Origin of the sequence: Cupriavidus sp. H39 (assembly GCF_050271075.1) — a bacterium.
In the GTDB taxonomy this organism is placed as follows: Bacteria; Pseudomonadota; Gammaproteobacteria; order Burkholderiales; family Burkholderiaceae; genus Cupriavidus; species Cupriavidus necator_B.
The window spans coordinates 3,038,191-3,063,082 of sequence record NZ_CP189848.1 but is presented as its reverse complement, the minus strand read 5'-3'; the positions used below and the strand labels follow the sequence as shown (position 1 = coordinate 3,063,082).

Sequence of the window (24,892 nt, the reverse complement as noted above, 5' to 3'; positions counted from 1 at the left end):
GATCGATGCACCAAGGCAGGTACCGCATGAACTCCTTCGACACGGGTGACCAGAAGATCAGCGCGCCGCTGGGCGAGAGCGAGCCGTCGGGCTCCAATATCCTGTCGCGGCTGGGCCGCTGGTGGGGGCGCAAGGGCGATGGCGACGCCAAGGCCAATGCCGGCGATGCCAAGGCCGCCACGCCGGTCGATGGCGAGGCGCCGCTGGCGGCGCGCGTGGCGCGCCGCCAGCGCGAGCAGCTGCGCCTGTGCTTTGACGCGCGCCTGACCGACGGCGCCGCCAATGCCGCCGCGCAGGCCTGGCAGGCCGAATACGAAGCCGCCGGCGAAGCCACACGGCGCGGCATGCTGGCGGTGCTGGCCGAGGTGGCTAGCGCCGGCAGCGAAGAGGTCGCGGCCGATGGCGACAAAGGTGCGCGCGCCGGCCGCGCGCAGGCTGGGCCGGCCGGGCTGGGCCAGGCGCTGTCCAACGCGCGCATCCGCTTCTTCAAGCGGCTGGCCGCGCTGCACGGCCAGCGTGGCAACAGCGCCTGCGGCCTGCATTTCCTGATCCAGCTGCGCGCCGACATGCTGCGCTGGCAGCGCCGCATGCCGGGGCTGCGCGCGCTCGACGACGACCTCGAGGCGCTGTTCTCCAACTGGTTCGACGTCGGCCTGCTCGAACTGCAGCCGATCACCTGGGACTCGCCGGCGTCGCTGCTCGAAAAGCTGATCCGCTACGAGGCGGTGCACGAGATCGCCTCGTGGACCGACCTGCGCAACCGGCTGGATTCCGACCGCCGCTGCTACGCCTTCTTCCACCCGCGCATTCCGCGCGAGCCGCTGATCTTTGTCGAGGTGGCCTTTGCCCCCGAGATGGCCGCCGATGTCCATACGCTGCTGGACGAAGCCGCGCCGCTGGAAGACCTGCGCCGGGTCAAGTGGGCGATCTTCTATTCGATCAGCAATACGCAGCCAGGGCTTCGCGGCGTCAGCTTCGGCAACTTCCTGCTCAAGCGCGTGATCGAGGAAGTGCAGCGCGAATTCCCGAAAGTGAAGCAGTTCGCCACGCTGTCGCCGATCCCCGGGTTTGCCGACTGGCTGCGCAAGCAGGACGGCGACGCCGTGGCGCGCGTGCTGGGTGACAAGCGACTGGGGCGCTGGAGCGAGCGGCACGGCGACGCGCCCGCCGACGGCGCCGCGTGGCTCGAGGCGCTGGCGCCGGATGCCGCCGATGCCGTGGTGCGCGACACCGCGCTGACCCTGGCCGCGCATTTCCTGGTGCGCGAACGCAACCAGTCGATGCCGGCCGACCCGGTGGCGCGCTTCCACCTCGGCAATGGCGCCTGCGTGGAGCGGCTCAACTGGGGCGCCGACCTGTCGCGCAAGGGCCGCAGCCAGAGTTGCGGCATGATGGTCAATTACCTTTACGTGCCCGAGGCGCTGGATGACAATCTGGCCCGCCTGGGCGCAGGCAATCCGCGCATCAGCCGTAGCGTCGGGAAGCTGCTGTGATCCTGGTCCGGTCACGGGAATCGCCCGCGCACCCGCGGTGCCGCGAGCGCCGCGGGCTTTTGTCGGGAGCCATGTCGTAGAAGCAAAGCCAGCCGCGCGGCGCCCCTGCAGGCGCGCGCGGCGATCAGATTGACTTTCCAGAAGAGAGAGGAGACAAAGATGAATCGTCGTCAGTTCAGCCTGGCCGCCTGCGCGCGCGCAGCGGGCATGGCCCTTGGCATGGCCGGCATCAGTGCCGGCGCCATGCTCGCCGCCCCGTCCGCGCACGCCGATACCTGGCCGTCCAAGCCGGTCACGGTGATCGTGCCGTTCCCCGCGGGCGGCGGCACCGACGCCTTCGCGCGCCCGCTGACCGCGCAGCTGTCCAAGCAGCTGGGCAAGCAGTTCGTGATCGACAACCGCGGCGGCGCGGGCGGCACGGTCGGCGCCAGCATTGCGGCCAAGGCCGCGCCGGATGGCTACACGGTGTTCATCGGCGGCGCCCACCACGCCATCGCGCCGTCGTTCTACAAGAAGCTGGACTACGACATCGAGAAGGATTTCATCCCGGTCACGGTGATCGCGCAGCCGCCGCAGGTGGTGGTGGTCAATCCCAACCGCGTCAAGGTCAACACGCTGCAGGAGCTGATTGCCTACGCCAAGGCCAACCCCGGCAAGCTGAACTACGGTTCGGCCGGCAATGGCTCGTCGCACCACCTGGCGGGCGAGCTGTTCAAGCTCCAGACCAAGACCTTCATCACCCATATCCCTTACAAGGGCGCCGGCCCGGCACTGTCCGACCTGATCGCGGGCCAGGTCGACCTGATGTTCGACGGCCTGGGCTCATCGGCGCAGCATATCCGCGCCGGCCGCATCAAGGCGCTGGCAGTGGCTTCGAGCAAGCGCTCGGCCGCCTTCCCCAACGTGCCGACCGCGGCCGAGGCCGGCGTGCCCAACTACGACGTCTCGACCTGGTACGCGATGTGGGTGCCCAAGGGCACGCCCAAGGACATCGTCGACCGCCTCTACACCGAGACCGAGAAGGCGCTGAACACGCCGGAGCTCAAGCAAGTCTGGCTCAACAACGGCTCCGAGACCCCGGCGTTCACGCCGGAACAGTTCGGCCAGTTCCAGCATGCCGAGATCCGCCGCTGGGCCCAGGTGGTGCAGCAGTCCGGCGCCAAGATCGACTGACGCAGGCCATGCCAATGCCGATTCGTAGCCAGGGGAAGCGCCCATGAGCGGCACCGTGCGCTTTGCCACGCAAGGCACCACCGCCACCGTAACGCTGTCGCACGCCGGCAAGCTCAACGCCATTTCCGCGAAGATGTGGCGCGAGCTGGCGGCGGGCTTTGCGCGGCTGTCGGCCGATACCTCGCTGCGCTGCGTGGTGGTGCGCGGCGCCGACGGCAATTTCGCCGCCGGCGCCGACATTGCCGAGTTTCCCGCGGAGCGCGGCGACGCCGTCGCGGTGCGCCGCTACCACATGGCAACCATCGCGCCCGCGCTGGCGGCGGTGGCGCAATGCGCGCATCCCACCGTGGCGATGATCGAAGGCGTCTGCGTCGGTGGCGGGCTGGAAATCGCCTGCCATTGCGACCTGCGCATCGCCGCGTCGGACAGCCGCTTCGGCGTGCCGATCAACCGGCTCGGCTTCCCGATGGCGCCCGGCGAGCTGCAGGGCTTGCTGGCGCTGGCAGGGCGTGCCGCGGCGCTCGAGATTCTGCTCGAGGGCCGTGTCTTCGATGCCGCCGAGGCGCGCGAAAAAGGCTTGCTGACCCGCGTGGTCGCGCCCGGTGCGCTGGCCGCGGAGGTCGACGCCACGGTGCGCCGCATCGCCGCCGGCGCGCCTGCCGCGGCGCGCATCAACAAGGCCACCATCCGCCGGCTGGCGCCGTCGCCGGCACCGCTTTCGCCGGCCGAGCTGGACGCCCATTTTGCCTATGCCGAAGGCGCCGACCACGCCGAAGGCGTCGCCGCCTTCCTCGCGCGCCGCCCACCGCAGTTCCAGGGGAAGTAGGGCGCACCGCCGGCACTGCTTCCCACCATCGCTTGCTTCGCTTTCTTAGCCTTTCGTTCGACCCTCGCCATGAACGCCAACCTGTTCGCCCTGTTCGAATCCCGCTTTCCCGTTGACCGTAGCGCCTGCTGCATCGAGACGCATGACGGGCTGTACTACAGCTGGGATGACCTTGACCGCGCCACCGCCAAGCTGGCCAACCTGCTGGCCTCGCTGCACCTGCCCGAAGGCGCGCGCGTGGCGGTGCAGGTAGAAAAATCTCCCGAAGCGCTGTTCCTGTACCTGGCCACGCTGCGCGCCGGCTACGTCTACCTGCCGCTGAACACCGCCTACCAGGAAGCCGAGATCGATTACTTCGTCGGCAATGCCGAGCCGTCGGTAGTGGTCTGCAGCAGCAAGAACTTCGGCTGGGTCTCCAAGGTGGCGTTCCGGCACGGGGTGAACCACGTCTTTACGCTGGACGACGACCGCAGCGGCTCGCTGCTGTCGCGCGCGGCGGGCAAGGCCGATGCCTTCGACACGGTGGCGCGCGCGGACGATGACCTCGCCGCCATCCTCTATACCTCGGGCACCACCGGGCGCAGCAAGGGCGCGATGCTGACTCACCGCAACCTGGCCTCCAATGCACAGACGCTGCATGACTTCTGGGGCTGGCGCAGCGACGACGTGCTGCTGCATATGCTGCCGATCTTCCACGTGCACGGCCTGTTCGTCGCGTCGCATGGCGCGCTGCTGGCCGGCGCCAAGATGATCTGGGCGCCGAAGCTCGACATGGCGCAAGTGCTGAAATTCCTGCCGCGCTGCACCGTGATGATGGGCGTGCCAACTTACTACGTGCGCATGCTGCAGGAGCCGCGCTTCGACGACGACACCTGCCGCCGCATGCGCCTGTTCGTATCGGGCTCGGCGCCGCTGCTGCTGGAAACCTTCGATGCCTTCCGCGAGCGCACCGGCCATACCATCCTGGAACGCTACGGCATGAGCGAGACCGTGATGCTGGTGTCGAACCCGTATGACCCGGCGCTGGGCGAACGCATCGGCGGCACCGTGGGCATGCCGCTGCCGGGCGTGTCGGTGCGCGTGGTCGACGGCGAAGGCAAGCCGTGCGCGCCGGGCGAGATCGGCAATGTCGAGGTCCGCGGCCCGAACGTGTTCAAGGGTTACTGGCGCATGCCGGAGAAGACCCGGGAAGAGTTCACCGACGATGGCTGGTTCAAGACCGGCGACGTCGGCCGCTTCGGCGGCGCCATCGTCAGCCAGGCCGGTGAGCGCGCGGTGCCGGACCACTACCTGACCATCGTCGGGCGCAGCAAGGACCTGATCATCTCGGGCGGCTACAACGTCTACCCCAAGGAAATCGAGAGTTTTATCGACGAGATGCCGGGCGTGGCGGAGAGTGCCGTGATCGGCGTGCCGCACGCGGATTTCGGCGAGGCGGTGGTGGCGGTGGTGGTGCGCAAGCCCGGTGCGGACATAAACGAGGGCGCGCTGATCGGCACCCTCAAGGGCCGCATCGCCAACTTCAAGGTGCCCAAGCGCGTGCACGTGGTGGACGAGCTGCCGCGCAATACCATGGGCAAGGTGCAGAAGAACGTGTTGCGGGAACAGTTCGCGGTGCTTTGAGGAAGGTCGCGAAACGCCGTGGGGTTTCCTGTGGGGTTTCAACCACTGAGCGGTTTGCTCCCTCTCCCGCTTGCGGGAGAGGGGAGCACACAAGCGGTCGGTCGAAAGCGCCAACTTACTTCAGCATCTGCACCGACCCATTCACCGACACCGTCACCTGCGTCTTGCCCCCTTCAACCGGCACCGGCACCGCGGCGTCGGCCATCATCGCCTTGGCGGCGCCGTACATGCGCGGCATCGGCGGCACCATGCCGGTCTCGTTGACGCTGACTTCGCGGATGGTGAAGCTGTTGTAGCCGAACAGCCGGGTGGTGGCCTGCGCCTTGCTGCGGAACGACGCGATGGCCTGCTCGGCCAGCTTGGCCTCGGCGGCCTCGCGTGCTTCGCGCGACAGCGAGAAGGCGATGTTCTGCACCTGCATCTGGCTGGCCAGCTCGCCAGCAAGCTTTGACACCGCCGAGAAATCGCGCGACTTCAGGATGACCTCGGAGCGCCCGCGCCACGTGCTGATGCGGCCGTTGCGGTCGGTGCTGGGATGGATGGTGAAGCCGCCGGATTCGGCGGTCACGCCCTGGACGCGGCGCGCCTGCGTGATGACGGCCTGGGTCCGGCTCGACAGGCCCGAGGAGATGGCCGCCGGTTCCGCGCCTTCCTGTTCCGCGGCCAGCGTCAGGTGGACGATATCGGTCGGCACCTCGGTGACGGCCTGCGCGGTCAGCGACAGCACGCCCGACGGCGTTTCCGCGGGGCCGCCGTGCGCCGAGGCGACGATGGCGGTGGTGCCGAGCAGGGTGGCGGCGAGCCATTGTTTCATGTGGTTCTCCCATTCAAACATGATGGGTATCAGACGGGGCCCGCCGGGCGATCGTTCCGCGACATTGCAAACGATTGTTGCGACGCCGTCGCGCCAGACCCTTGCTTCCCCCGTGCGGGTGACATCGCCCGTCAGAACGTCTGCCTGGCCTTCCACAACATATACGTGGCCAGGCACAGCAGCAGCACGGCAAAGATCCTGCGCAGCTGGCCCACGTCCATGCGATGCGCGGTGCGCGCCCCCAGCGGCGCGGTCAGCACGCTGGCCCCGACGATCACCAGCAGCGCGGGCAGGTAGATATATCCGAGCGATCCCGCCGGCAGGCCCGGCAACTGCCAGCCGCTCCAGATGTAGCCTGCCACGCTGGCGGCGGCGATCGGGAAGCCGAGCGCGGCCGAGGTCGCCACCGCGTTGTGGATCGGCACATTGCACCAGGTCATGAACGGCACCGAGACAAAGGCGCCGCCCGCGCCCACCAGGCTCGACAGGAAGCCGATCACGCCGCCCGCGCCGGCCATGCCGGCAAAGCCCGGCAGCTGGCGCCCGGGCTTGGGCCGGCGGTTGCGCAGCATCTGCAGCGCCGAGAAGCCGACGAAGCCCGCGAACGCCAGCGACAGCCAGCTGGTCTTCAGCGCCGCAAAGACCTTGCCACCGCCGACCATGCCACCGATCACGATGCCTGGCGCCAGCGCCAGCACGATCGGCCAGCGTACCGCGCCGCGCTTGTGGTGCGCGCGCACGGACGACAGCGAGGTGAACAGGATGGTGCCCATCGAGGTGGCGATCGCCATATGGACGATGGCTTCGCCGGCAAAGCCCAGGCTGGTGAACAGCAGCGTCAGGAACGGCACCATCATCATGCCGCCGCCCACGCCCAGCAGGCCGGCGCAGAAACCGGTGAAAGCGCCCAGCGCCAGCAGCGCGGGGATCAGCACCGGCAGGTTGTCGAACGGCATCGTGTCTGGAAGGTCGTTGTTATTGTGGTCGGCAGCCTTGCCGCGCGCGGGGCAGGGCCCGGCGCATCCGGGCTCAGCGCATCAGCTTGCCGGTGATGAAGCGCCATTCCGCCGGCGTCACCGGCGTGATCGAGAGCCGGTTGCCGCGCCGGAGCACCACCATGTCGGCCAGCGCTTCATGCTCGCGCAGTTCGGCCAGCGGGATCAGGCGGCTCTTGCTTTCGAAGCGCACGTCGACTAGCAGCCAGCGCGGGGCCTCGGCCTTCGAGGCGGCATCGAAATACGGGCTCTTGGGGTCGAACTGGGTCGGGTCCGGGTAGGGTGGGGAACAGACCTCGGCCAGGCCGGCAATGCCGGGCTCCGGGCACGACGAGTGGTAGAACAGCACGCCGTCGCCCACCTGCATGGCATCGCGCATGAAGTTGCGTGCTTGGTAATTGCGCACGCCGGTCCACGGCAGCGTGCGTTCCCGGGCCAGGTCATCGATGCTGGCTTCGTCCGGTTCCGATTTCATCAGCCAGTACTGGCGGGCGCGTTGGTTCTGGTTAGGGCTCACGGCGCTGCTCAGGAAAGGAAGGCCCGTGCGAGAAAACAGGGGCAAGCATGCAGGCAAGAAAAAAGGCGATGGTTCAGAAAACCACCGCCTTTTTAAGGGGGTCCCCGCCTCGGCCGCTGGATCGGCATCCTGAACCCAAGTGAGGTTCAGAGTGGCTGCGGAAGTCGCATTTCGGGTACATCATCCACTCAGGGAGTCCAGGCCAGGCCCGGACTATGAATGCGATGACGCGCTCGCCCACGCGACATAATCCCGCACCATGCAATGCATATCGGTTCAAGGAGTTTATGACCCTCACGAACCAGGCAGGGAAACTGTCAAACGTCTGACTCTCCACGTGCGGGATATCAGACGTTTGCCGTTTCGGACTAGGATGGGATGAAAACGGCGGCCGGGCGCGATAACCCGACCTGTCAGCTGCACTTCTGTGGTGCCTCGTGCAGTCTGGCTACACTATACACCGCGTCGCAGGGCATACCAAGTCCACTCGCGCGTGTCGTTACATTTTGCGCGGCAGCGCGGCATCCGCAGCACATCCCATTGCCGCGCTCAGCCGCGCGTACCGGTGCCCACGTGGGCATATTGCCGCAGGGCCTCGTCGGCGCGGTCGTTCAGTTCGCGGATGCGCGCGCGGATGGCGTCGACCGGGATCGCGCCCTCGGCCTGCTGCTTGCGCTGCATCGACAGCAGGTCCGAGGCAATGCTGATGGCGGCCATCACCGCCACGCGCTCCACGCCCTTGGCCGCGCTGCCGCTGCGCAGCTTGTTCATCTGCGTGTCGACCAGTGCGACCGCCTCGAGCAGCGCGGCCTCGTTCTCGGGCGCGATGGCAAAGCGGTAGGCCTGGCCGGCGATGTTGACTTCGACTTGCTTGTTGCTCATGCGTGTTCTCCGGGGGCCTTGTGCGCTTCGGCGCCCTGCGCCGCGGCCGCTTCGCCGAGCAGGTCGAGCTGGCGTGTGTCGCTGGCGGTCGGCAGCTTGTCAAGGATGGACTGGATGCGCAGCTGCGCTTCCTCGATCTTGATATTGAGCAGTTCGCGGTCGGCGGCCATGGCCTCGCGCTCGCCGCGCAACTGCGCGGCTTCGCCCTCCAGCCGTGCGATCTCGTCGCGCAGCCGCTGGTTCTCCGCCGCCAGGGTGTCCGCATGGTGCAGCACGCGCCCGATCTTGGCGGCCAGTTGTTCGAGTTCGGTGAGCATAGGGCCTGTCATGATGGGAGTAGTGTCAGGTATCGCGATTCTAGCCGATGCGCCGGCATGCACAATGCGGAGGAAAGGTTTGTGACCGGCCGCCCGCATGGAAGTTGCAGGCTTCTGCACACAAGACGCCGCGAGAGTGTGACAAAACGCTACTGTCGGCGCGCGGTCGCCGCGTTGACGCGGGGGGCGAAACGCCCTAGACTCGCGCACGTTCCAGGTGCTCGCCTTTTCGTCCCTGGCGAAAGGGCAGTTCAACGGGAAACAGGGAGCCGGGCCAGCTGCGCGCCGGACAGGCCAACCTGTGCTGCCCCCGCAACGGTAAGCGACCGCGGTGCGCATCCGCCAGCCTCGCCGACAGCCACTGTCGGCCTCCGCTGGCAAGCCCCATCCGTCATCGGATGCCAGGCCACATGCCCGCAGGACCGGCCACACGCCACTGAACCGCAGGTTCGGGAAGGCGCCGGTTTCGTGTCGCCAGCCCGGATACCGGCCTGAACGCGGGCTGCCGCCCGTGCGCGGCACGCCTCATCGCCATATGGCCCGCGGGGGAACGGGCCCGGCCGTTCCTATCCAGTCCTGCATCATGCGTTCATCGCTCCACAGGTCGACCCGCCCGGCAAGCCCGGCGGTGCGTCCGTCCGTGCCCGCCATCCTGGCGGCCATGGCTTCGTTCACCCTGGTTCCCGGTACTGCGTTCGCCCAGGCGGCGGATAGCAGCACCGCGCAGCTTGCGCCGGTGGTGGTCACGTCCACCCGCACCGCGCAAGCCATTACGGAGGCGCTGCCGCATACCACGGTGGTCACGCAGCAGGACATTGCGAACTCGCAGGCGCCGGACCTGCGCACGCTGCTGCGCAGCCAGGCCGGGGTGGAGTTCTCCACCAACGGCGGCATGGGCAGCAACACCTCGCTGTTCATGCGCGGCGCCAATTCCAACCAGACGCTGATCCTGATCGACGGCGTGCGGGTCTCGTCGGCCAGCAGCGGCACCGCGCAGCTGGCCAATATCCTGCCCGACCAGATCGACCGGATCGAGGTGGTGCGCGGCAACGTCTCGGCGCTGTACGGCTCGGACGCGATTGGCGGCGTGGTGCAGATCTTCACCAAGAGCGGTGCGGGCCAGGCGCCGGCGGCCAATGCGCAGGTGGAGTACGGCAGCAACAACACGCGCCAGGGCACGGTCGGCTATGGCGGCCAGGTCGGCGATACCTCGTTCAACCTGACCGGGTCGGCGTTCAAGACCGACGGCTTCTCGTCGATCAACACCAGGCAGGCACCGCGCGCCAACCCCAACGACAACCCGTACGAGAACCAGAGCGTGTCGGGCCAGGTGAAGCACCGCTTCACGCCCGACTGGGATGCGGGCATCACCGGCTACTACGCGAAGAGCAAGCTGTCGTTCGACAGCGCCTTTGGCCGTCCCACCGACGAGAACCGCACCAACAGCGAGCTGTACACGCTGTCGGCGTTCGTCAACGGCAAGCTCGGCGCGGACTGGACCACGCATTTCAAGCTGTCGCAGAGCGAGGACCGCAGCGACACCTTCCTCAACGGCAACCCCAACGGCACTTTCAATACCCGCAACCGCCAGTTCAACTGGCAGAACGAGTATGCGCTGGCCGCCGGCCACACGCTGCTGTTTGGCACCGACTACTTGCAGCAGGAGCTGGACTCGAGCGCCTACGGCGCCCCCACGCGCAATGTGTTCTCGGTGTTCGGCGGCTATGACGGGCGCTTCGGCAAGCACCAGCTGCAGCTCAATGCGCGCAACGACCACTATTCCGACTTCGGCAACCAGGGCAGCTTCTTCGCCGGCTATGGCTACAACCTGACCGACGCGTTCAAGCTGATCGCCAACGTCAGCAACGCGTTCCGCGCGCCGACCTTCAACGAGCTGTACTACCCCAACTTCGGCCAGCCCAACCTGCAGCCCGAGCGCGCCAAGTCGGTCGAGGCCGGCGTGCAGTACACCACCGCCAGCGCCGGACTGCTGCGCGTGACCGCGTTCGAGACGCGCTACAACGACCTGATCGTGTCGGCCCTGCAGCCCAACGGCATGTTCCTGGCGCAGAACGTCAACAAGGCCAAGGTGCAGGGCATCGAGGCCTCGTGGCGCGCCAGCGTCTACGGCACCGATATCGGCGCCAGCGTGACCTTCCAGAACCCTGTCGACGAGCAGACCGACACCCAGCTGCTGCGCCGCGCGCGCCGCCACGCCGCGCTCGACGTGGGCCGCAACTTCGGCAACTGGCGCTTTGGCGGCGAATGGCTGCTGTCGTCGTCGCGCATGGATGCCGGCTCGCGCCGGCTGGGCGGATACGGTATCGTCAACCTGAACGCACGCTACAACATCGACAAGCAATGGTTCATCGCCGCCCGCGTCGAAAACCTGTTCGACAAGGACTACCAGCTCGCCTACCCCTACAACACGCAGGGGCGCGCGGGCTTCATCACGCTGGGCTGGCGCCAGCGATGAGCGCGCGGGCGCGCCATGTCTGAGTTCCGGCGCGCCCTGGCGATCTGGCTGGTGCTGGCGCTCGCGGCGCTGCTGGCGTTCGCCTTGTCGTTGGCGCTCGGCAGCGTTTCGCTCGATGCGCGCGCGCTGTGGCAGGCGCTGACCGGGGCCGACACCGGCACCGCCGGCGCCATCGTGCGCGAGCTGCGCCTGCCGCGCGCGGCCGCGGCCTTTGCCTGCGGCGGCCTGCTGGCCTTGTCCGGTGCGCTGATGCAGGTGCTGCTGCGCAACCCGCTGGCCGAGCCCTATGTGCTGGGCGTATCGGGCGGCGCGTCCACCGCCGCGCTGCTGGCAATGCTGGCGCTGGCGCCGTGGTGGGGCGTGCAGGCCGCCGCGGCGATCGGTGCCTTGCTGGCGATGGTGCTGGTGGCCTCGCTGGCGCGGCGCGACCTGCTGCACCCGCACGTCCAGGGCGGCCATCGCGAAGCCGGCGCGCGGCTGCTGCTGACCGGCGTGATCCTGGCCGCCGGCTGGGGCGCGGTCATTACGCTGATCCTGTCGGTCGCGCCGGAGTCGCGCCTGCGCGGCATGCTGTTCTGGCTGACCGGCGACCTGAGCGGCACCGCCAGCTACGGCGGCGCGCTCGCCATGCTGGCGGCGGCGCTGCTGCTGGCCATGCCGATGGCGCGCGCGCTCAACGTGATGCTGCTGGGCGAGACCGTGGCGCAGTCGCTGGGCGTGCGCGTCGGCCGCGTGCGGCTGGCGACCTTCATGCTGGCGTCGCTGTGCATTGCCGCGGCCATCACCACGGCCGGGTCGATCGGCTTTGTCGGGCTGGTGGTGCCGCACCTGGTGCGGCTAGCCTGGGGCAACGACCAGCGCCTACTGCTGCCGGCCGCGACGCTGCTGGGCGGAGCGCTGCTGATGGCGGCCGACCTGATCGCACGCACCGTGGTGGCACCGGCGCAGCTGCCGGTGGGCGTGATCACCGGGCTGCTGGGCGTGCCGACCTTCCTCTACCTGCTGTTGCGGAGGCCGCGATGAGCGGAAGCCCGCACTGGTCCCGTCCGCTCGCGGCCTGCCCGCGGCTGGCGCTGCGCGACGTGCGGCTTCGCGCCGGCAAGCGCGTGCTGGTGGATCGCCTGACCATGACCATCGGCCCCGGCGAGCTGTGGTGCATCGCCGGCCCGAACGGTGCCGGCAAATCGACGCTGTTGACGGTGCTGGCCGGATTGCGGCATGCCGACGGCGGCAGCGCCGAGATCGACGGCACCGCACCGGCGCTGGTGGAGCCGGCGGTGCTGGCGCGCCAGCGCGCCTACCTGCCGCAAGCCGTCCATGACACCTTCCCGATGCCAGTGGTCGATGCCGTGCGCGTGGGCCGCCATCCGCACCTGTCCGGCTGGGGCTGGACCGGGCGCGAGGACGACCGTATCGTCGATGACGTGATCCGCGCCATGGATATCGAGGCGCTGGCCGCGCGCGACGTGCTGACACTGTCCGGCGGCGAACGCCAGCGCGTCTCGCTGGCCGCGGCGCTGGCGCAGCAGGCGCCGCTGCTGCTGCTGGACGAGCCCGTATCGCACCTGGACCTGCGCCACCAGATCCTGGTGCTGGATCAACTGGCCGCGCTGGCCAGGGCAGGGCGCCATGCCGTGGTGGTGATCCTGCACGACCTGACGCTGGCGCTGCGCTACGCCACCCATGCCCTGCTGATGGCCGAAGATGGCACCGCGCTGCACGGCCCCGCGGCGCAGGTGCTGACCCCCGAACACTGCTCGCGGGCGCTGCGCACCGCCATTGTCAGCGTCAGCGACGGCGCGCATACCGCGCTGATTCCCGATGGCGCGCGCCCGCCCCCACCGAAACCAGACCATGACTGAAAACCAGAATCCCCCTGTGCAAGACCCGGACCGCGATGCCCGCCACAAGGCGCGCATGGTGCGCAAGAAGGAAGTCGTCGACGCGAAGATCGCCGCCGCGCAGGATGAGCGCGGCGTGATCGTCATCACCACCGGCAATGGCAAGGGCAAGTCCAGCTCGGGCTTTGGCATGGTGGTGCGGGCGCTTGGCCATGGCATGCGCACCGGCGTGGTCCAGTTCATCAAGGGCGCGCAGCCCACCGGCGAAGAGATGTTCCTGCGGCGCTTCCCGGATGAATGCGCGTTTCACGTGATGGGCGAGGGCTATACCTGGGAAACCCAGGACCGCAGCCGCGACGTGGCCAAGGCCGAGGCCGCATGGGAAGTGGCGCGCGGCATGCTGCGCGATCCCGGCATCGGCCTGGTGCTGTTCGACGAGCTGAACATCGCGCTCAAGCTGCACTATCTTGATGTGGAGCAGGTCATTGCCGACCTGCGCGCGCGCCCGCCGATGCAGCACGTCGTCATTACCGGCCGCGGCGCGCCGCCGGCGCTGGTCGAGGCGGCCGACACCGTCACCGACATGACCCCCGTCAAGCATGCGTTCCAGCAGGGTATCAAGGCCCAGCGCGGCGTGGAAATGTAGCCCCATTTTTCTGGATTACCGAGTCAAGGCATCATGCAGTTTCCCGAAATCACTCCGCTCGACGACGCGCTGCGCCCCGTGCTGCAGGCCGCCATCGACGACAAGACCAAGCCGCTCGGCGCGCTGGGCCGGCTGGAAGCGCTGGCCCTGCAGCTGGGCCTGATCCTCGGCACGGCGCGGCCGGCGCTGCGGCGGCCCACGGTGATCGTGTTTGCCGCCGACCACGGCGTCGCGGACGCCGGCGTCAGCGCCTATCCGGCCGAGGTCACGGCGCAGATGGTGCAGAACTTCCTGGCCGGCGGCGCGGCGATCAATGTGTTCTCGCGCCAGCACGGCATTGCGCTGGAGATCGTCGACGCGGGCGTGCGCGTGCCGCTGCCGGCGGCGCCGGGCCTGGTCAATTGCCGCATTGCCGACGGCACCCGCAACTTCGCGGCCGAGCCCGCCATGACACCGGCGCAGGCCGCCGCGGCGATGACCGCGGGCATGGCGCGCGTGCTGCGCCATGCGCAGCAGGGCTGCAACGTGATCGGCTTCGGCGAGATGGGCATTGCCAACACGTCGGCCGCGGCGTGCCTGATGCAGCGGCTGACCGGCCTGCCGCTGGACGACTGCATCGGGCGCGGCACCGGGCTGGACGATGCCGGCCTGGCGCGCAAGCGCGAGGTGCTGGCGGGCGCGCTGGCGCTGCATGCCGATGCGCAGGCGCCGCTGGACGTGCTGGCCACCTTCGGCGGCTTCGAGATCGCGATGATGGCCGGCGCCTTCCTGGCCGCCGCGGCCAGCCGCATGGTGATCCTGGTCGACGGCTTTATCGCCACGGCCGCGCTGCTGGTGGCGCAACGCCTGGACCCCAACGTGCTGCAGTACTGCGTGTTCACGCATTGCTCGCATGAGCGCGGCCACCGTGCGCTGCTGGCGCAGTTCGGTGCCGCGCCGCTGCTGGCGCTGGACCTGCGCCTGGGCGAAGGCACGGGCTGCGCGCTGGCATGGCCGCTGCTGGCCTCGGCGGCGGCATTCCTGAACGAGATGGCTACGTTCAGCGGCGCTGGCGTCAGCACCGCGACGCCATGAGCGTGCCGACCGACCCGGTACCCGCACCCGCCCCCCGCAGCCCCGCGGGCGTGGCGGGCGAGCTGCGCTATTTCCTGACGGCGCTGGGCTACTTCACGCGCGTGCCGCTGCCGGGCTGGCTGGCGCGCTGGGTCGGCTTCGAACCGCATTACCTGCACGCCGCGGCGCGCTATTTCCCGCTGGTCGGGCTGCTGGTCGGCGGGGCGGGCGCGCTGGTCACGTGGGGCGCGGCGCTTTGGTGGCCGCCCGGCGTGGCGGTGCTGCTGGGCATGGTCGCGACGCTGCTGCTGACCGGCGCCTTCCATGAAGACGGACTGGCCGATTGCGTCGATGCTTTCGGCGGCGCGTGGCAGCGCGAGGACGTGCTGCGCATCATGCATGATTCACGCATCGGCGCGTTCGGCGCGATCGCGCTGGTGGTGGCCCTGCTGCTGAAGTGGCAGTTGCTGGTGGCCATTGCCGGGCGCGGCGGCATGGCGGTGCTGCTCGCCGTGCTGGTTGCCGCGCATGGCGCCAGCCGGGCGATGGCGGTCAGCTATCTCGCCACGCTGGCCTATGTGCGCGCGCAAGGCAAGGCCAAGCCGGTGGCGCAGAAGCTGGCCGGCGCGGGCCTGGTGTTCGCGCTGCTGTGCGGGCTGGTGCCGCTGTGGCTGGTATCGCCATGGTTCTGCGCCGCGGCTGTCGGCGCGCTGCTGGGTCTGCGCCTGCTGCTGGGCCGCTACTTCGTGCGCCGCCTCGGCGGCTACACCGGCGACTGCCTGGGCATGGCCCAGCAATGCGCCGAGATCCTGCTCTACCTGGTGGCCGCGGCATGGACGTGGTCCTGATCCGCCACGCGCAGCCACAGGTGGCGGCAGGTACCTGCTATGGCTGCCTGGACCTGCCGCTGGCGGCACCGCTGAGGCCGCCCGCCGCACGGATCATCGCCGGCCTGCCGGCCCCCGATCGCATCGTGGCCAGCCCGCTGGCGCGTGCGCTGGGCACGGTCCAGGCGCTGGCCCAGGCATGGCCCGACCCGTTTCCGGTGATCGACATCGAACCCGCGCTGCGCGAAATCGACTTCGGCAGCTGGGAGGGCCTGGCCTGGGATGCGATCGACCGCAGCGCACTCGACCAGTGGGCGGCTGACCTGCTGCACGCGCGCCCGCATGGCGGCGAAGCGCCGGCGCAGGCGATGGCGCGGGTCGTCGGCTGGGCCGCGACGCTGGCGGGGGCACGCGATCAATGCGTCTGGGTGGTCGGCCATGCCGGCCCGATGCGCATGCTGGCGGCGCACTGGCTGGGCGTGCCGCTGGGGGCCACGCTCAACTGGGAGCTGGGCTTTGGTGCCAGCTGCCGCTTCCGGCTGGAGGAGGGCGCGGCGCGGCTGCGCTGGTGGAACCGCGCTGGTTGAATCAGCGTGCGGGCCGGCGGCTGCGCGCCGTGTCGAGGTCCTTGCAGATCTGCGCGGCGCCTTGCACCGCGCGTGGGCCGGCACGGTTGACCAGGTCGCCGTCGATCACGAACAGGTTGTTGCGCGCCACCGCCGTGACGTGCTGCCAGCGCCGCCACATCTCGAAATCGGGCAGCGGCTGGTCCGAGCGCGTGGCGCCTATTCCCGCCGTCAGCATGGCTTCCGGGTTGCCCGCGATGACCGCCTCGACCGACACGGTCGGCACCAACGGCGTCTCCGCCGCGAACAGATTGCGCCCGCCGCACAGCGCCAGCATATCGCTGACCAGGTGCTGGCCGTTGAGCGTCATCAGCGGTTGCTGCCAGACCTGGTAGAACACGGTCACCGGCGGGCGTGCCGCATAAGTCTTGCGCAGCGTCTCCACCTGCTGGCGGAAGCCATCGGCGGCCCGCCGCGCGGTGGCTTCGGTGCCCAGCAGCGTGCCGAGCTTCTCGATGTTCTCCGGAATCGCCGCGAGCTTGCGCGGCTCGCTGTAGAACAGCGGGATGCCGAGCGCGCGCAGCCGGTCGGTCTGCTTCTGCGCATTGCCATGGCGCCACACCACGATCAGGTCCGGTTTGAGCGCGGCAATGCGCTCGAGATCCAGCGCCTTGTTGTCGCCGACACGTGCGATCTCGCGCGCCTGTGGCGGGTAGTCGCTGTAGCTGACCGTGCCGACGATGCGGTCGCCCCCGCCGGCGGCAAACAGCATTTCGGTGACGTGCGGCGCCAGCGCGATCACGCGGCGCGCCGGCTGCTGCAGCGTCACGGTCTGGCCCGCGTCATCGACGGCGGACACCGCCGCGGCCGCGGGCAGTGACGCGAGCAGCAGAGCGGCGGCGATCACAGGGTTCAGACAGTTCGGCATGGCATTCGGCAGTGTTGTTCAGGCAGTGACCGCGGCCAGCGCCGCGTCCAGCCGCTGCCAGGCGTGCGGCTGTTCCGGCGGCAGGCCCAGGCGCAGGCTCGGCGGGCAGCCACCGGCGGCATCGAAGTAACGGGTCCAGACGCCGCGTTGCCCCAGCTTGTGGTGCAGCGCCGCGGCGTCATGATGCGGCACCCAGCAGAACAGCGGATGCATCACGGATGGCAGGCCATGGCGGTCCAGCAGCGCTGCCAGCCTGGCCCCGCACGCTTGCAGGCGGACAAGGGTGGCTTGCCGCCAGGCATGGTCGGCCAACGCGAGCCGCGCCACCTCGCGCGCCGGGCCCGAGACGGTCCAGTGGCCCAGCCGCGCGCGCAGCGCCGCCAGCAGCGCCGGCTGTGCCAGCACGAAGCCGCAGCGGATGCCGGCCAGGCCATAGAACTTGCCGATCGAGCGCAGCACCACGAGGCCGTCCATGCCGCTGTGCGCGGCGACGGAATGGCCGGGCAGGCCATCGATAAAGGCTTCGTCCACCAGCAGCGTGCCGCCCCGCGCCGACACCGCGGCATGCCAGTGCAACAGCGTGGCGGCGGGCAGCACGCGCGCGGTCGGGTTGTTCGGGTTGACGACGACCAGATGGTCGAGCGCGTCGGCCAGCCCGGGCCGCGCGAAATCGGCCTCGTCCAGCGGCACCACCGCATGTCCCGCGGCGGCGAACGCCGGCGCGTATTCGCTGTACCCCAGCGCGGCGACGCCAACCCGGCCCGGGCGCAGCAGGGCCGGCAGCGTGCGGATCGCGGCCTGCGAGCCAGCCACCGGCAGCGCATGGGGCGCACCGCATGCCACCGCGGCCAGTTCGGCCAGGCCGTCGTCGTCCTGCGGCAACCGCTGCCACACCTGCGCCGGCAGCGCCGGCACCGCATAGCCGTCGGGGTTGATGCCGGTGGACAGGTCGAGCCAGTCGTCGGCCGGGCGGCCGTAGCGGCGCACCGCGGCCAGCAGGTCGCCGCCGTGGCGGATCGGGGACACGGTGGCACTCATGCTGGTGCGGATATCGTCAGTGCCGCCAGCGCGCTGGCTCCGGCCAGCGCCAGCCACAGCCAAAGTGTGCGTTCGACCAGCCGCAGGCACGCCATCACGTGCGCCGCGCCAGGCACGCTGCCAGCGCCCAGCGGCGGGCGTTGTTCGATTTCACCGTGATAGCGCGCCGCACCGCCAAGCTGCACGCCGATGGCACCGGCCCCCGCTGCCATCACCGGTCCTGCGTTGGGACTCGACCACGCCGGCGCCTGTGTGCGCCAGCAGCGCAACGCCTGCGCGGTGGCGCCGAGCAAGGCATAGGACAGCGCGGTCAGCCGTGCCGGCACCAGGTTCAGGACATCGTCGAGGCGCGCCGCGGCCCAGCCGAAATACACCAGCCGCGGCGTGCGGTAGCCCCACATCGCATCGAGCGTATTGGCCAGCCGGAACACGATCACGGCGGGTGCGCCGCCCACCAGGAACCAGAACAGCGCACCGAAGACGGCGTCGTTGCCGTTTTCCAGCGCCGATTCGCAGGCGGCGCGGGCCAGCGCTTCGGCATCGGCATCGGCGGTGTCGCGCGAGACGATGCGGGCAGTCAGCGCGCGCGCGGTGGGCAGGTCAGACGCGGCAAGGGCACTGGCGATCGGGGCGATATGCTGATGCAGGCTGCGTGCGCCCAGCGCCGCGTACAGCGCTAGCGCATGCATGGCCAGGGCGGCGAGCGGATGCCAGGCGGCCGCCGCGGCCGCCAGCCACCCTGCCAGCGCGGCCGGGACCAGCACCAGCACGCACCAGCCGGCAAGCCCGGCGAGGCGCTGGCGCCATGGCGCCACGCGTTGCGCGGGAGGGTTGAGACGGCGTTCCAGCGCGGCCGCGAGGCGGCCGAAGCCCACCAGCGGATGCCAGCGGCGCGGCTCGCCGAGCCAGCGGTCCAGCAGTGCCCCGATCCACGCCGCTGCCACGCATGCCGGCCAGGCCAGCATCAGCATGCGGGATCGGCGCCCTTTACCGCAACCGGGATGCCCGCCACCAGCAGCCGCACGCAGTCGGCCGCGGCGGCAAGCTTCTGGTTCAGGCGACCCAGTTCATCGACATAGAAGCGGGTGATGGCGCCCATCGGGATCACGCCGAAGCCGATCTCGTTCGAGACCAGAATGACGTGGCCGGGCAGCGTGGGCAGGGCGTTCAGCAGTGCCTCGATTTCTTCCGTGAAGGCAGCCGGCGGCGTGATCACGCCATGCTCGGGATAGTCGCGGCCCTCGGGGAACAACAGGTTGTTGATCCACAACGTCATGCAGTCCACCAGGATGCAGCCGTCGTGGCGCGCGTTGGCGTAGAGCGCATCGGCCAGGTGCACCGGCTCTTCGACCAGGCGCCAGTCGGCGGGGCGGCGGGCACGGTGCAGGGCGATGCGGACCTCGAGCTCCTGGTCGACGTGGGCCGGGTCCTGGTGCGCGGTGGCGATGTAGGTGACCGGCCCGCCGGTGATGGTGGCGTGATCGGTGGCGAGCTGTTCGGCGAAATGGCTCTTGCCGGAACGGGCGCCGCCCAGCACCAGGGTCAGCTGGCGGCTGCCGGCCCCGCTGGCGGCGGCGTGCGGCTGGGTGGCCGGGCTGGTGCCGGACGCGGCGGGCGCGGTGGCGGGTGCGATGGCCGGGGTTTCCATCCGCGTATTGTAGCCGCCGCATCCGGGCATGGCACGGCCCGCGTGCGGGGCGGTGCGATAATTCGCCGATGCAATCCGACTCTTCGCAATTCCAGTTGCCGGGTGCCCTGCGCGGCACGTTGATGGTCCAGGGCACCACCTCGGATGCCGGCAAGAGCACCATCGTGGCTGGGCTGTGCCGGGTGCTGGCCCGGGCCGGCACCCCCGTGGTGCCATTCAAGCCGCAGAACATGGCGCTGAACAGCGCCGTCACCGCCGACGGCGGCGAGATCGGCCGGGCCCAGGCGCTGCAGGCGCAGGCCGCGCGGCTGTTGCCGCATACCGACATGAACCCGGTGCTGCTCAAGCCCAGCAGCGACACCGGCGCGCAGGTCATCATCCACGGCCGGGCGCGGCTGGACCTCGACGCGCGCGCCTACCACGCCTACAAGCCGGAGGCGATGAAGGCCGTGCTGGCCTCGCACGCGCGCCTGGCACGGGCCTATGACGTGGTGCTGGTGGAGGGCGCCGGCAGCCCCGCCGAAGTCAACCTGCGCGAGCGCGACATCGCCAACATGGGCTTTGCCGAGCGGGTCGACTGCCCAGTGGTGCTGGTGGCGGACATCGACCGCGGCGGCGTGTTCGCGCACCTGGTGGGCACGCTCGACTGCCTGTCCGACAGCGAACGCGCGCGCGTGACCGGCTTCATCATCAACCGCTTCCGCGGCGATATCGGGCTGCTGGAGCCGGGGCTGGACTGGCTTGTGGCGCGCACCGGCAAGCCAGTATTCGGCGTGCTGCCCTACCTGCATGGCCTGCACCTGGATGCCGAGGACGCCATCATCGGCGCGCAGGCCGACGGCGCCGCCGGCACGGCGGCGCGGCGCCTGCGCGTGATCGTGCCGGTGCTGCCGCGCATCGCCAACCATACCGACTTCGACGCGCTGCGCGCGCATCCGCAGGTCGACCTGCAGTTTGTCGGCCCGGGCCGGCCCATGCCGCCCGCCGACCTGGTGGTGCTGCCCGGCAGCAAGAACGTGCGTGGCGACCTGGACTTCCTCCGTGCGCAGGGCTGGGACACCGCGCTGGCGCGGCACCTGCGCTACGGCGGCAAGCTGATCGGGATCTGCGGCGGCATGCAGATGCTGGGGCGGCAGGTGCACGACCCCGATGGCCGCGAAGGCCCGGCGGGCAGCAGTGCGGGCCTGGGCTGGCTCGACTACGAAACCACGCTGGCCGCCGAGAAGCAGTTGCGCCAGGTGGCCGGCCGGCTGGCGCTGGACGCGGCCGGCGCGCCCGTGCGCGGCTACGAGATCCACCTCGGCGTCACCACCGGCAAGGGCCTGGAGCAGCCGGCCCTGTGGCTCGATCGCGGCGACGGCACGATGCGCCCGGACGGTGCGCGCTCGGCCGACGGGCAGGTGCTGGCCACGTATGTCCATGGCCTGTTCGACGAACCCGCCGGCTGCCAGGCGCTGCTGCGCTGGGCCGGACTAGACGGCTCCGAGGCGGTGGATCTCGACGCGCTGCGCGAAGCGTCGATCGAGCGCCTGGCCGACACCATGGCCGCGCACCTGGACCTTGGGGCTTTGCTGGCGCCGCTGCGGCGCTGACACGCTGCGGGTGGGGGCTGCCGCCATGCGCAACGGCCCTGCTAGAATCGCGAATCCTTCGCATTCGCAACGCGGCACGGGGATGGCTTTTACGCCATATTCCATGCCTTGCGGCGTCCGCTCAACGTACTCCTCCCGTCATGGTCACCGGCCGCCCGCGCGTCATCCTCGTCAAGCTGCATCGCTATATCGGCCTCAGTCTTGGCCTGCTGTTCGTCCTGATGGGACTGACCGGCACGGCTATCGCCTGGCGCGATGAGCTCGATGCCTGGCTCAATCCCGACCTGCTGGTGGCCTCCGCGCCGATGACCGCGCCGGTGACCCCGGACACCGTCCAGGCCGTGACCGAGCGGCTGGCGGCGGCGCCTTATGGCAAGCCCAACCTGCTGATGCTGCCGGACCATGCCGATGGCGTCTTTGTCGCCTGGTATCCGGTCAAGGGGCCCGGCGGCGTCGTGCCCGGGCGTTCGCGCCAGGTGATGGTCGACCCGGTCACGCTGGAAGTGAAGGGCGAGCGCGTCTGGGGCGAGGCCGGGCTGTCGCGCCGGCTGCTGCTGCCGACGCTGTTCCACCTGCACCGCTACCTGCTGTCGGGCGAGACTGGCAAGACCATTACCGGCGTGGCCGGCATGCTGCTGTTGCTGAGCACGCTGGTGGGGGTGGCGGTGTGGTGGCCCAAGATGAAGCTGCGTTCGGTGGTGCAGGCGTTCCGCATCACGCATGGCGGCTCCTGGTCGCGCTTCAATTATTCGCTGCACCGCGCCGGCGGCATCCTGGCCGCGCCGGTGCTGGCCACCATCGCGTTTTCCGGCTGGTACCTGAACCTGCCCAAGTGGGTCACGCCGATCGTGGCGGGGGTGATGACCGTGACGCCGCCGGCCAAACATGTCTCGGCCCCCGCGCCGGCCGGGGCGCGGCCGCTAGAGGCGGGCGAGATCATGGCCGCGGCGCAGGCGCAGTATCCGCAGGCGCAGGTCACCCGCATCGGCTTCCCGCGCAAGCCCGGCGATGCCTTCGAGATCCGGCTGCGCCAGCCCGGCGAGGTGCGCCAGCACACCGGCGCCACGCGGCTGTGGCTCGATGCCTGGACCGGCGCGCGCCTGGGCGTGCGCGATCCGCAGCAGGCACCGGCCGGCGACACGCTGCTGAACTGGCTGTTCCCGCTGCATACCGGCGAAGCCTTTGGTCTGCCGGGGCGCACCTTTATCACGCTGTTCGGGCTGGCACCGCTGGCCTTTGCCGTGACCGGCACGCTGATCTGGTGGAAGCGGCGGCGTGGCCACCAGCGCCATGTGGTGAAGGCCGCGCAGCGCACCGGCATGCGCCGGGCATGAAAAAAGGCAGGCCGCCGGCCTGCCTTTTTCTTCTGCCTCTGCCGAGGACGGCGGCTGCGCCGCTCAGATTTCCAGGTTGTCGATCAACCGTGTCGCCCCCAGCTTGGCCGCCGTCAGGATCACCAGCGGCTCGCCGGCGAGGAATTCCTCGCGCGTCGGCGCTTGCAGGTCGACGCGCTTGCGGATCGCCACATAGTCCGGCTTCCAGCCGCGCTGTGCCAGCGCAGCGCGGGCGCTGGCCTCCACCGCCAGCAGGTCGGCCGAGGCGCGGTCGCCGCCCAGCACGGTGTCGCGCACCTCATGCAGGGTGCGGTACAGCACCGGCGCCTCGGCGCGCTCGTCCGGGCTCAGGTAGCGGTTGCGCGACGACAGCGCCAGGCCGTCGTCCGCGCGCACGGTCTCGGCGGGAATGATGTCGATCGGCAGCGCGAACTGCTGCACCATGCGGCGCACGATCATCAGCTGCTGGTAGTCCTTCTTGCCGAACACCGCCACGCGCGGCTGCGCGCACGAGAACAGCTTCATCACCACCGTGCACACGCCCTTGAAGAAGCCGGGGCGGAATTCCCCCTCCAGGATGTCGCCGAGGTCGTGCGGCGGCTCGACGCGGTACTCCTGCGGCTCGGGGTACATGTCGCGCTCGGAAGGCGCAAACAGCACGTAGACGCCTTCGCTCTGCAGCTTTTCAATGTCGTCCTGCAGCGTGCGCGGGTACTTGTCGAAATCCTCGTTGGGGCCGAACTGCAGGCGGTTCACGAAGATCGATGCCACCACCGGGTCGCCATGCTGGCGCGCCAGGCGCATCAGCGACAGGTGCCCTTCGTGCAGGTTGCCCATGGTGGGGACAAAGGCCGCGCGGTTCTGGCCGCGCAGCTGGTCCCGCAGCTCTTGGATGGAGGAAATGACTTTCATCTGCCTTGGTGTGCTGGTCGTGTAGGTGTGACCCGGACGCCTGTCCTTGGCGGACGGCGCAAGCCTTGCCGGTCTGGGCCGGCTGTCGGCGGATTGTAGAACAACTGGCGCGGGGCCGGCCCCCGCGGCGCGGGTGGGTCAGCTGGGGCTGTACGCCAATCGCACATAAATTGGCGCGAACGGTTCGGCCTGGGTGATCTCGACCAGCGCTTCGCGCGACAGCTCCAGCATGGCGATGAAGTTGACCACCACCACCGGCACGCCCTTGCCCGAGCGCACCGCATCCTCGAACAGCTCCGAGAATTCCATGAAGCGCGCATGTTGCAGCCGGCGCAGGATCTGGCTCATGTGCTCGCGCACCGACAGCTCCTCGCGCGAAATCTTGTGGTGCTGGTTGAGCTTGGCGCGCTTGAGCACGTCGGCCCAGGCCGCCTGCAGGTCCACGGTTTCCACCTCGGGAAAGCGCGGCGCCAGGCTCTGCTCGATATAGACCTGCGAGCGCAGGAAGTCGCGGCCGAGCTGCGGCACGGTATCGAGGCGCTGCGCGGCCAGCTTCATCTGCTCGTATTCCAGCAGGCGGCGCACCAGCTCGGCGCGCGGGTCCTCGGCCTCATCGTCGCTGTCGGCCTTCTTGACCGGCAGCAGCATGCGCGACTTGATCTCGATCAGCATCGCCGCCATCAGCAGGTATTCCGCCGCCAGCTCCAGGTTGGTCTTGCGGATCTGCTCGATGTAGGACAGGTACTGCCGGGTGACCTGCGACATCGGGATGTCGAGGACGTTGAAGTTCTGCTTGCGGATCAGGTACAGCAGCAGGTCCAGCGGGCCCTCGAAGGCTTCGAGGAAGATCTCGAGCGCATCCGGCGGGATGTACAGGTCCTGCGGCAGCTTGAACAGCGGCTCGCCGTACAGGCGCGCGAACGCCATCCCGTCGACCATGTCGGCGGGTCCGGCCGGACCCGCCGCGGCAACGGGCGCCACGGCCGGCAGTTCCACGGGCAGCGGCAGCTTGTCCTGGTCGCCTGCGCTCATGCTGTCGGCTCGGACGCGGGGGCGGCGGGAATCAGTTGTCCTGCGAGTAGACGTAAGGCTTTTGCGCTATGCGCGAAGCCTGCGCGCGGGCGCGCTCTTCGAGGTCGATCGGGGCCTTGTCCCAGAGCAGGGCGCGGCCGTCGCGCTGCTCGGCCTCCAGCGTCGGGCGCTCTTGCTTGAGCTGCTTCAGGAACTGGGTGATATCGGATTCGTAGAGGGCCATGTTCAACCGGGATGCACCCGTGCGGGCGCCAGATAGGTACAGTGGGCCATGATTTTACAGTATCGGCACCCCGGGATGCACGCCAGCCGGGGGCTGGAGCGCCGCAAAGTGCCGTCATGCGCAGGAAAGTTCCGGG

25 protein-coding genes, 1 other RNA gene and 1 riboswitch are annotated in these 24,892 nt (G+C 69.6%); of the genes, 13 read left to right on the top strand and 13 right to left on the bottom strand.

The window, feature by feature from the left end; genetic code table 11:
- Positions 1-26 precede the first annotated feature (26 nt).
- The 4 genes from ACOCMH_RS29555 to ACOCMH_RS29540 all read left to right on the top strand — a co-directional run bounded on the left by ACOCMH_RS29555 (position 27) and on the right by ACOCMH_RS29540 (position 5,115).
- On the top strand, positions 27-1,493 hold the full coding sequence (locus ACOCMH_RS29555; protein ID WP_427310984.1) for a malonyl-CoA decarboxylase domain-containing protein: 1,467 nt from the start codon (positions 27-29) through the stop codon (positions 1,491-1,493).
- A gap of 159 nt (positions 1,494-1,652) precedes the next feature.
- Positions 1,653-2,666, top strand: a complete 1,014-nt coding sequence (locus ACOCMH_RS29550; RefSeq protein ID WP_427310982.1) for a Bug family tripartite tricarboxylate transporter substrate binding protein — start codon at positions 1,653-1,655, stop codon at positions 2,664-2,666.
- 43 nt (positions 2,667-2,709) lie between these two features.
- Positions 2,710-3,492 (top strand): enoyl-CoA hydratase/isomerase family protein, encoded by a 783-nt coding sequence (locus ACOCMH_RS29545; RefSeq protein WP_427310980.1) that lies wholly within the window; start codon positions 2,710-2,712, stop codon positions 3,490-3,492.
- Positions 3,493-3,561: 69 nt separating this feature from the next.
- Positions 3,562-5,115 (top strand): malonate--CoA ligase, encoded by a 1,554-nt coding sequence (locus ACOCMH_RS29540; protein ID WP_427310978.1) that lies wholly within the window; start codon positions 3,562-3,564, stop codon positions 5,113-5,115.
- 115 nt (positions 5,116-5,230) lie between these two features.
- On the opposite strand, the gene ACOCMH_RS29535 is transcribed toward ACOCMH_RS29540, so the two are convergent.
- From ACOCMH_RS29535 to ACOCMH_RS29510, 6 genes are all read right to left on the bottom strand, one after another.
- A complete protein-coding gene (locus ACOCMH_RS29535) occupies positions 5,231-5,929 on the bottom strand; it encodes an SIMPL domain-containing protein (RefSeq protein WP_427310977.1) in 699 nt (232 codons plus the stop codon).
- 131 nt (positions 5,930-6,060) lie between these two features.
- Positions 6,061-6,885 (bottom strand): sulfite exporter TauE/SafE family protein, encoded by an 825-nt coding sequence (locus tag ACOCMH_RS29530; RefSeq protein ID WP_427310975.1) that lies wholly within the window; start codon positions 6,883-6,885, stop codon positions 6,061-6,063.
- Between the two features lie 73 nt (positions 6,886-6,958).
- Positions 6,959-7,441 (bottom strand): EVE domain-containing protein, encoded by a 483-nt coding sequence (locus tag ACOCMH_RS29525; RefSeq protein ID WP_336510599.1) that lies wholly within the window; start codon positions 7,439-7,441, stop codon positions 6,959-6,961.
- A 97-nt stretch (positions 7,442-7,538) separates the two neighbouring features.
- Positions 7,539-7,756, bottom strand: a non-coding RNA gene (gene ssrS, locus ACOCMH_RS29520) — 6S RNA.
- A 234-nt stretch (positions 7,757-7,990) separates the two neighbouring features.
- The gene (locus ACOCMH_RS29515; RefSeq protein WP_115704457.1) at positions 7,991-8,323 is read right to left on the bottom strand and encodes a cell division protein ZapA; all 333 of its coding nucleotides are present in this window, start codon (positions 8,321-8,323) and stop codon (positions 7,991-7,993) included.
- Positions 8,320-8,640 carry a hypothetical protein gene (locus tag ACOCMH_RS29510; RefSeq protein WP_171515754.1) on the bottom strand — a complete coding sequence of 107 codons (321 nt, stop codon included), beginning with the start codon at positions 8,638-8,640 and terminating at the stop codon, positions 8,320-8,322. The genes ACOCMH_RS29515 and ACOCMH_RS29510 overlap by 4 nt, the downstream gene beginning before the upstream one ends.
- A gap of 198 nt (positions 8,641-8,838) precedes the next feature.
- Positions 8,839-9,149: riboswitch (cobalamin riboswitch) on the top strand.
- Positions 9,150-9,223: 74 nt separating this feature from the next.
- Between ACOCMH_RS29510 and ACOCMH_RS29505 the strand changes: the two genes are divergently transcribed.
- Genes ACOCMH_RS29505 through ACOCMH_RS29475 form a run of 7 tightly spaced genes read left to right on the top strand, consistent with a single transcriptional unit; the run spans position 9,224 to position 16,070 of the window.
- Complete coding sequence (locus ACOCMH_RS29505) at positions 9,224-11,116, top strand: TonB-dependent receptor domain-containing protein (RefSeq protein WP_427310972.1); 1,893 nt, start codon at positions 9,224-9,226, stop codon at positions 11,114-11,116.
- A gap of 15 nt (positions 11,117-11,131) precedes the next feature.
- Entirely contained in the window at positions 11,132-12,139 is a 1,008-nt protein-coding gene (locus ACOCMH_RS29500; protein ID WP_427310970.1) for a FecCD family ABC transporter permease, read from the top strand.
- Entirely contained in the window at positions 12,136-12,978 is an 843-nt protein-coding gene (locus ACOCMH_RS29495) for an ABC transporter ATP-binding protein (RefSeq protein ID WP_427310968.1), read from the top strand. The genes ACOCMH_RS29500 and ACOCMH_RS29495 overlap by 4 nt, the downstream gene beginning before the upstream one ends.
- Positions 12,971-13,603, top strand: coding sequence for a cob(I)yrinic acid a,c-diamide adenosyltransferase (gene cobO, locus ACOCMH_RS29490; protein WP_427310966.1), 633 nt, complete (start codon positions 12,971-12,973; stop codon positions 13,601-13,603). Before ACOCMH_RS29495 ends, cobO begins: the two co-directional genes overlap by 8 nt.
- A 33-nt stretch (positions 13,604-13,636) precedes the next feature.
- Positions 13,637-14,677 carry a nicotinate-nucleotide--dimethylbenzimidazole phosphoribosyltransferase gene (gene cobT / locus ACOCMH_RS29485; protein ID WP_427310965.1) on the top strand — a complete coding sequence of 347 codons (1,041 nt, stop codon included), beginning with the start codon at positions 13,637-13,639 and terminating at the stop codon, positions 14,675-14,677.
- On the top strand, positions 14,674-15,504 hold the full coding sequence (locus ACOCMH_RS29480) for an adenosylcobinamide-GDP ribazoletransferase (protein ID WP_427310963.1): 831 nt from the start codon (positions 14,674-14,676) through the stop codon (positions 15,502-15,504). Before cobT ends, ACOCMH_RS29480 begins: the two co-directional genes overlap by 4 nt.
- Complete coding sequence (locus tag ACOCMH_RS29475) at positions 15,489-16,070, top strand: histidine phosphatase family protein (protein WP_427310961.1); 582 nt, start codon at positions 15,489-15,491, stop codon at positions 16,068-16,070. The genes ACOCMH_RS29480 and ACOCMH_RS29475 overlap by 16 nt, the downstream gene beginning before the upstream one ends.
- A gap of 1 nt (position 16,071) precedes the next feature.
- Here ACOCMH_RS29475 and ACOCMH_RS29470 read toward each other — a convergent pair whose 3' ends face one another.
- From ACOCMH_RS29470 to cobU, 4 genes are read right to left on the bottom strand one after another with little or no spacing between them, the layout of a single operon-like run.
- Complete coding sequence (locus tag ACOCMH_RS29470; protein WP_427310959.1) at positions 16,072-16,977, bottom strand: cobalamin-binding protein; 906 nt, start codon at positions 16,975-16,977, stop codon at positions 16,072-16,074.
- A gap of 18 nt (positions 16,978-16,995) precedes the next feature.
- Positions 16,996-18,015, bottom strand: coding sequence for a threonine-phosphate decarboxylase CobD (gene cobD, locus ACOCMH_RS29465; RefSeq protein WP_427310958.1), 1,020 nt, complete (start codon positions 18,013-18,015; stop codon positions 16,996-16,998).
- Positions 18,012-18,986, bottom strand: a complete 975-nt coding sequence (locus ACOCMH_RS29460; protein WP_427310956.1) for a CobD/CbiB family cobalamin biosynthesis protein — start codon at positions 18,984-18,986, stop codon at positions 18,012-18,014. The genes cobD and ACOCMH_RS29460 overlap by 4 nt, the downstream gene beginning before the upstream one ends.
- Positions 18,980-19,693 (bottom strand): bifunctional adenosylcobinamide kinase/adenosylcobinamide-phosphate guanylyltransferase, encoded by a 714-nt coding sequence (gene cobU / locus ACOCMH_RS29455; RefSeq protein ID WP_427310955.1) that lies wholly within the window; start codon positions 19,691-19,693, stop codon positions 18,980-18,982. Before cobU ends, ACOCMH_RS29460 begins: the two co-directional genes overlap by 7 nt.
- Positions 19,694-19,731: 38 nt before the next feature.
- Here cobU and ACOCMH_RS29450 point away from each other — a divergent pair, with 38 nt between their 5' ends.
- Both ACOCMH_RS29450 and ACOCMH_RS29445 read left to right on the top strand, forming a co-directional pair.
- Positions 19,732-21,255, top strand: a complete 1,524-nt coding sequence (locus ACOCMH_RS29450; RefSeq protein ID WP_427310953.1) for a cobyric acid synthase — start codon at positions 19,732-19,734, stop codon at positions 21,253-21,255.
- A 140-nt stretch (positions 21,256-21,395) separates the two neighbouring features.
- Positions 21,396-22,589, top strand: a complete 1,194-nt coding sequence (locus ACOCMH_RS29445) for a PepSY-associated TM helix domain-containing protein (protein ID WP_427310951.1) — start codon at positions 21,396-21,398, stop codon at positions 22,587-22,589.
- A 63-nt stretch (positions 22,590-22,652) separates the two neighbouring features.
- Here ACOCMH_RS29445 and panC read toward each other — a convergent pair whose 3' ends face one another.
- From panC to ACOCMH_RS29430, 3 genes are all read right to left on the bottom strand, one after another.
- Entirely contained in the window at positions 22,653-23,501 is an 849-nt protein-coding gene (panC, locus tag ACOCMH_RS29440; protein ID WP_427310949.1) for a pantoate--beta-alanine ligase, read from the bottom strand.
- Between the two features lie 138 nt (positions 23,502-23,639).
- Entirely contained in the window at positions 23,640-24,533 is an 894-nt protein-coding gene (locus ACOCMH_RS29435; protein WP_427310947.1) for a segregation and condensation protein A, read from the bottom strand.
- A 31-nt stretch (positions 24,534-24,564) separates the two neighbouring features.
- Positions 24,565-24,756, bottom strand: coding sequence for a DUF3460 family protein (locus ACOCMH_RS29430; RefSeq protein WP_427310946.1), 192 nt, complete (start codon positions 24,754-24,756; stop codon positions 24,565-24,567).
- Positions 24,757-24,892 lie beyond the last annotated feature (136 nt).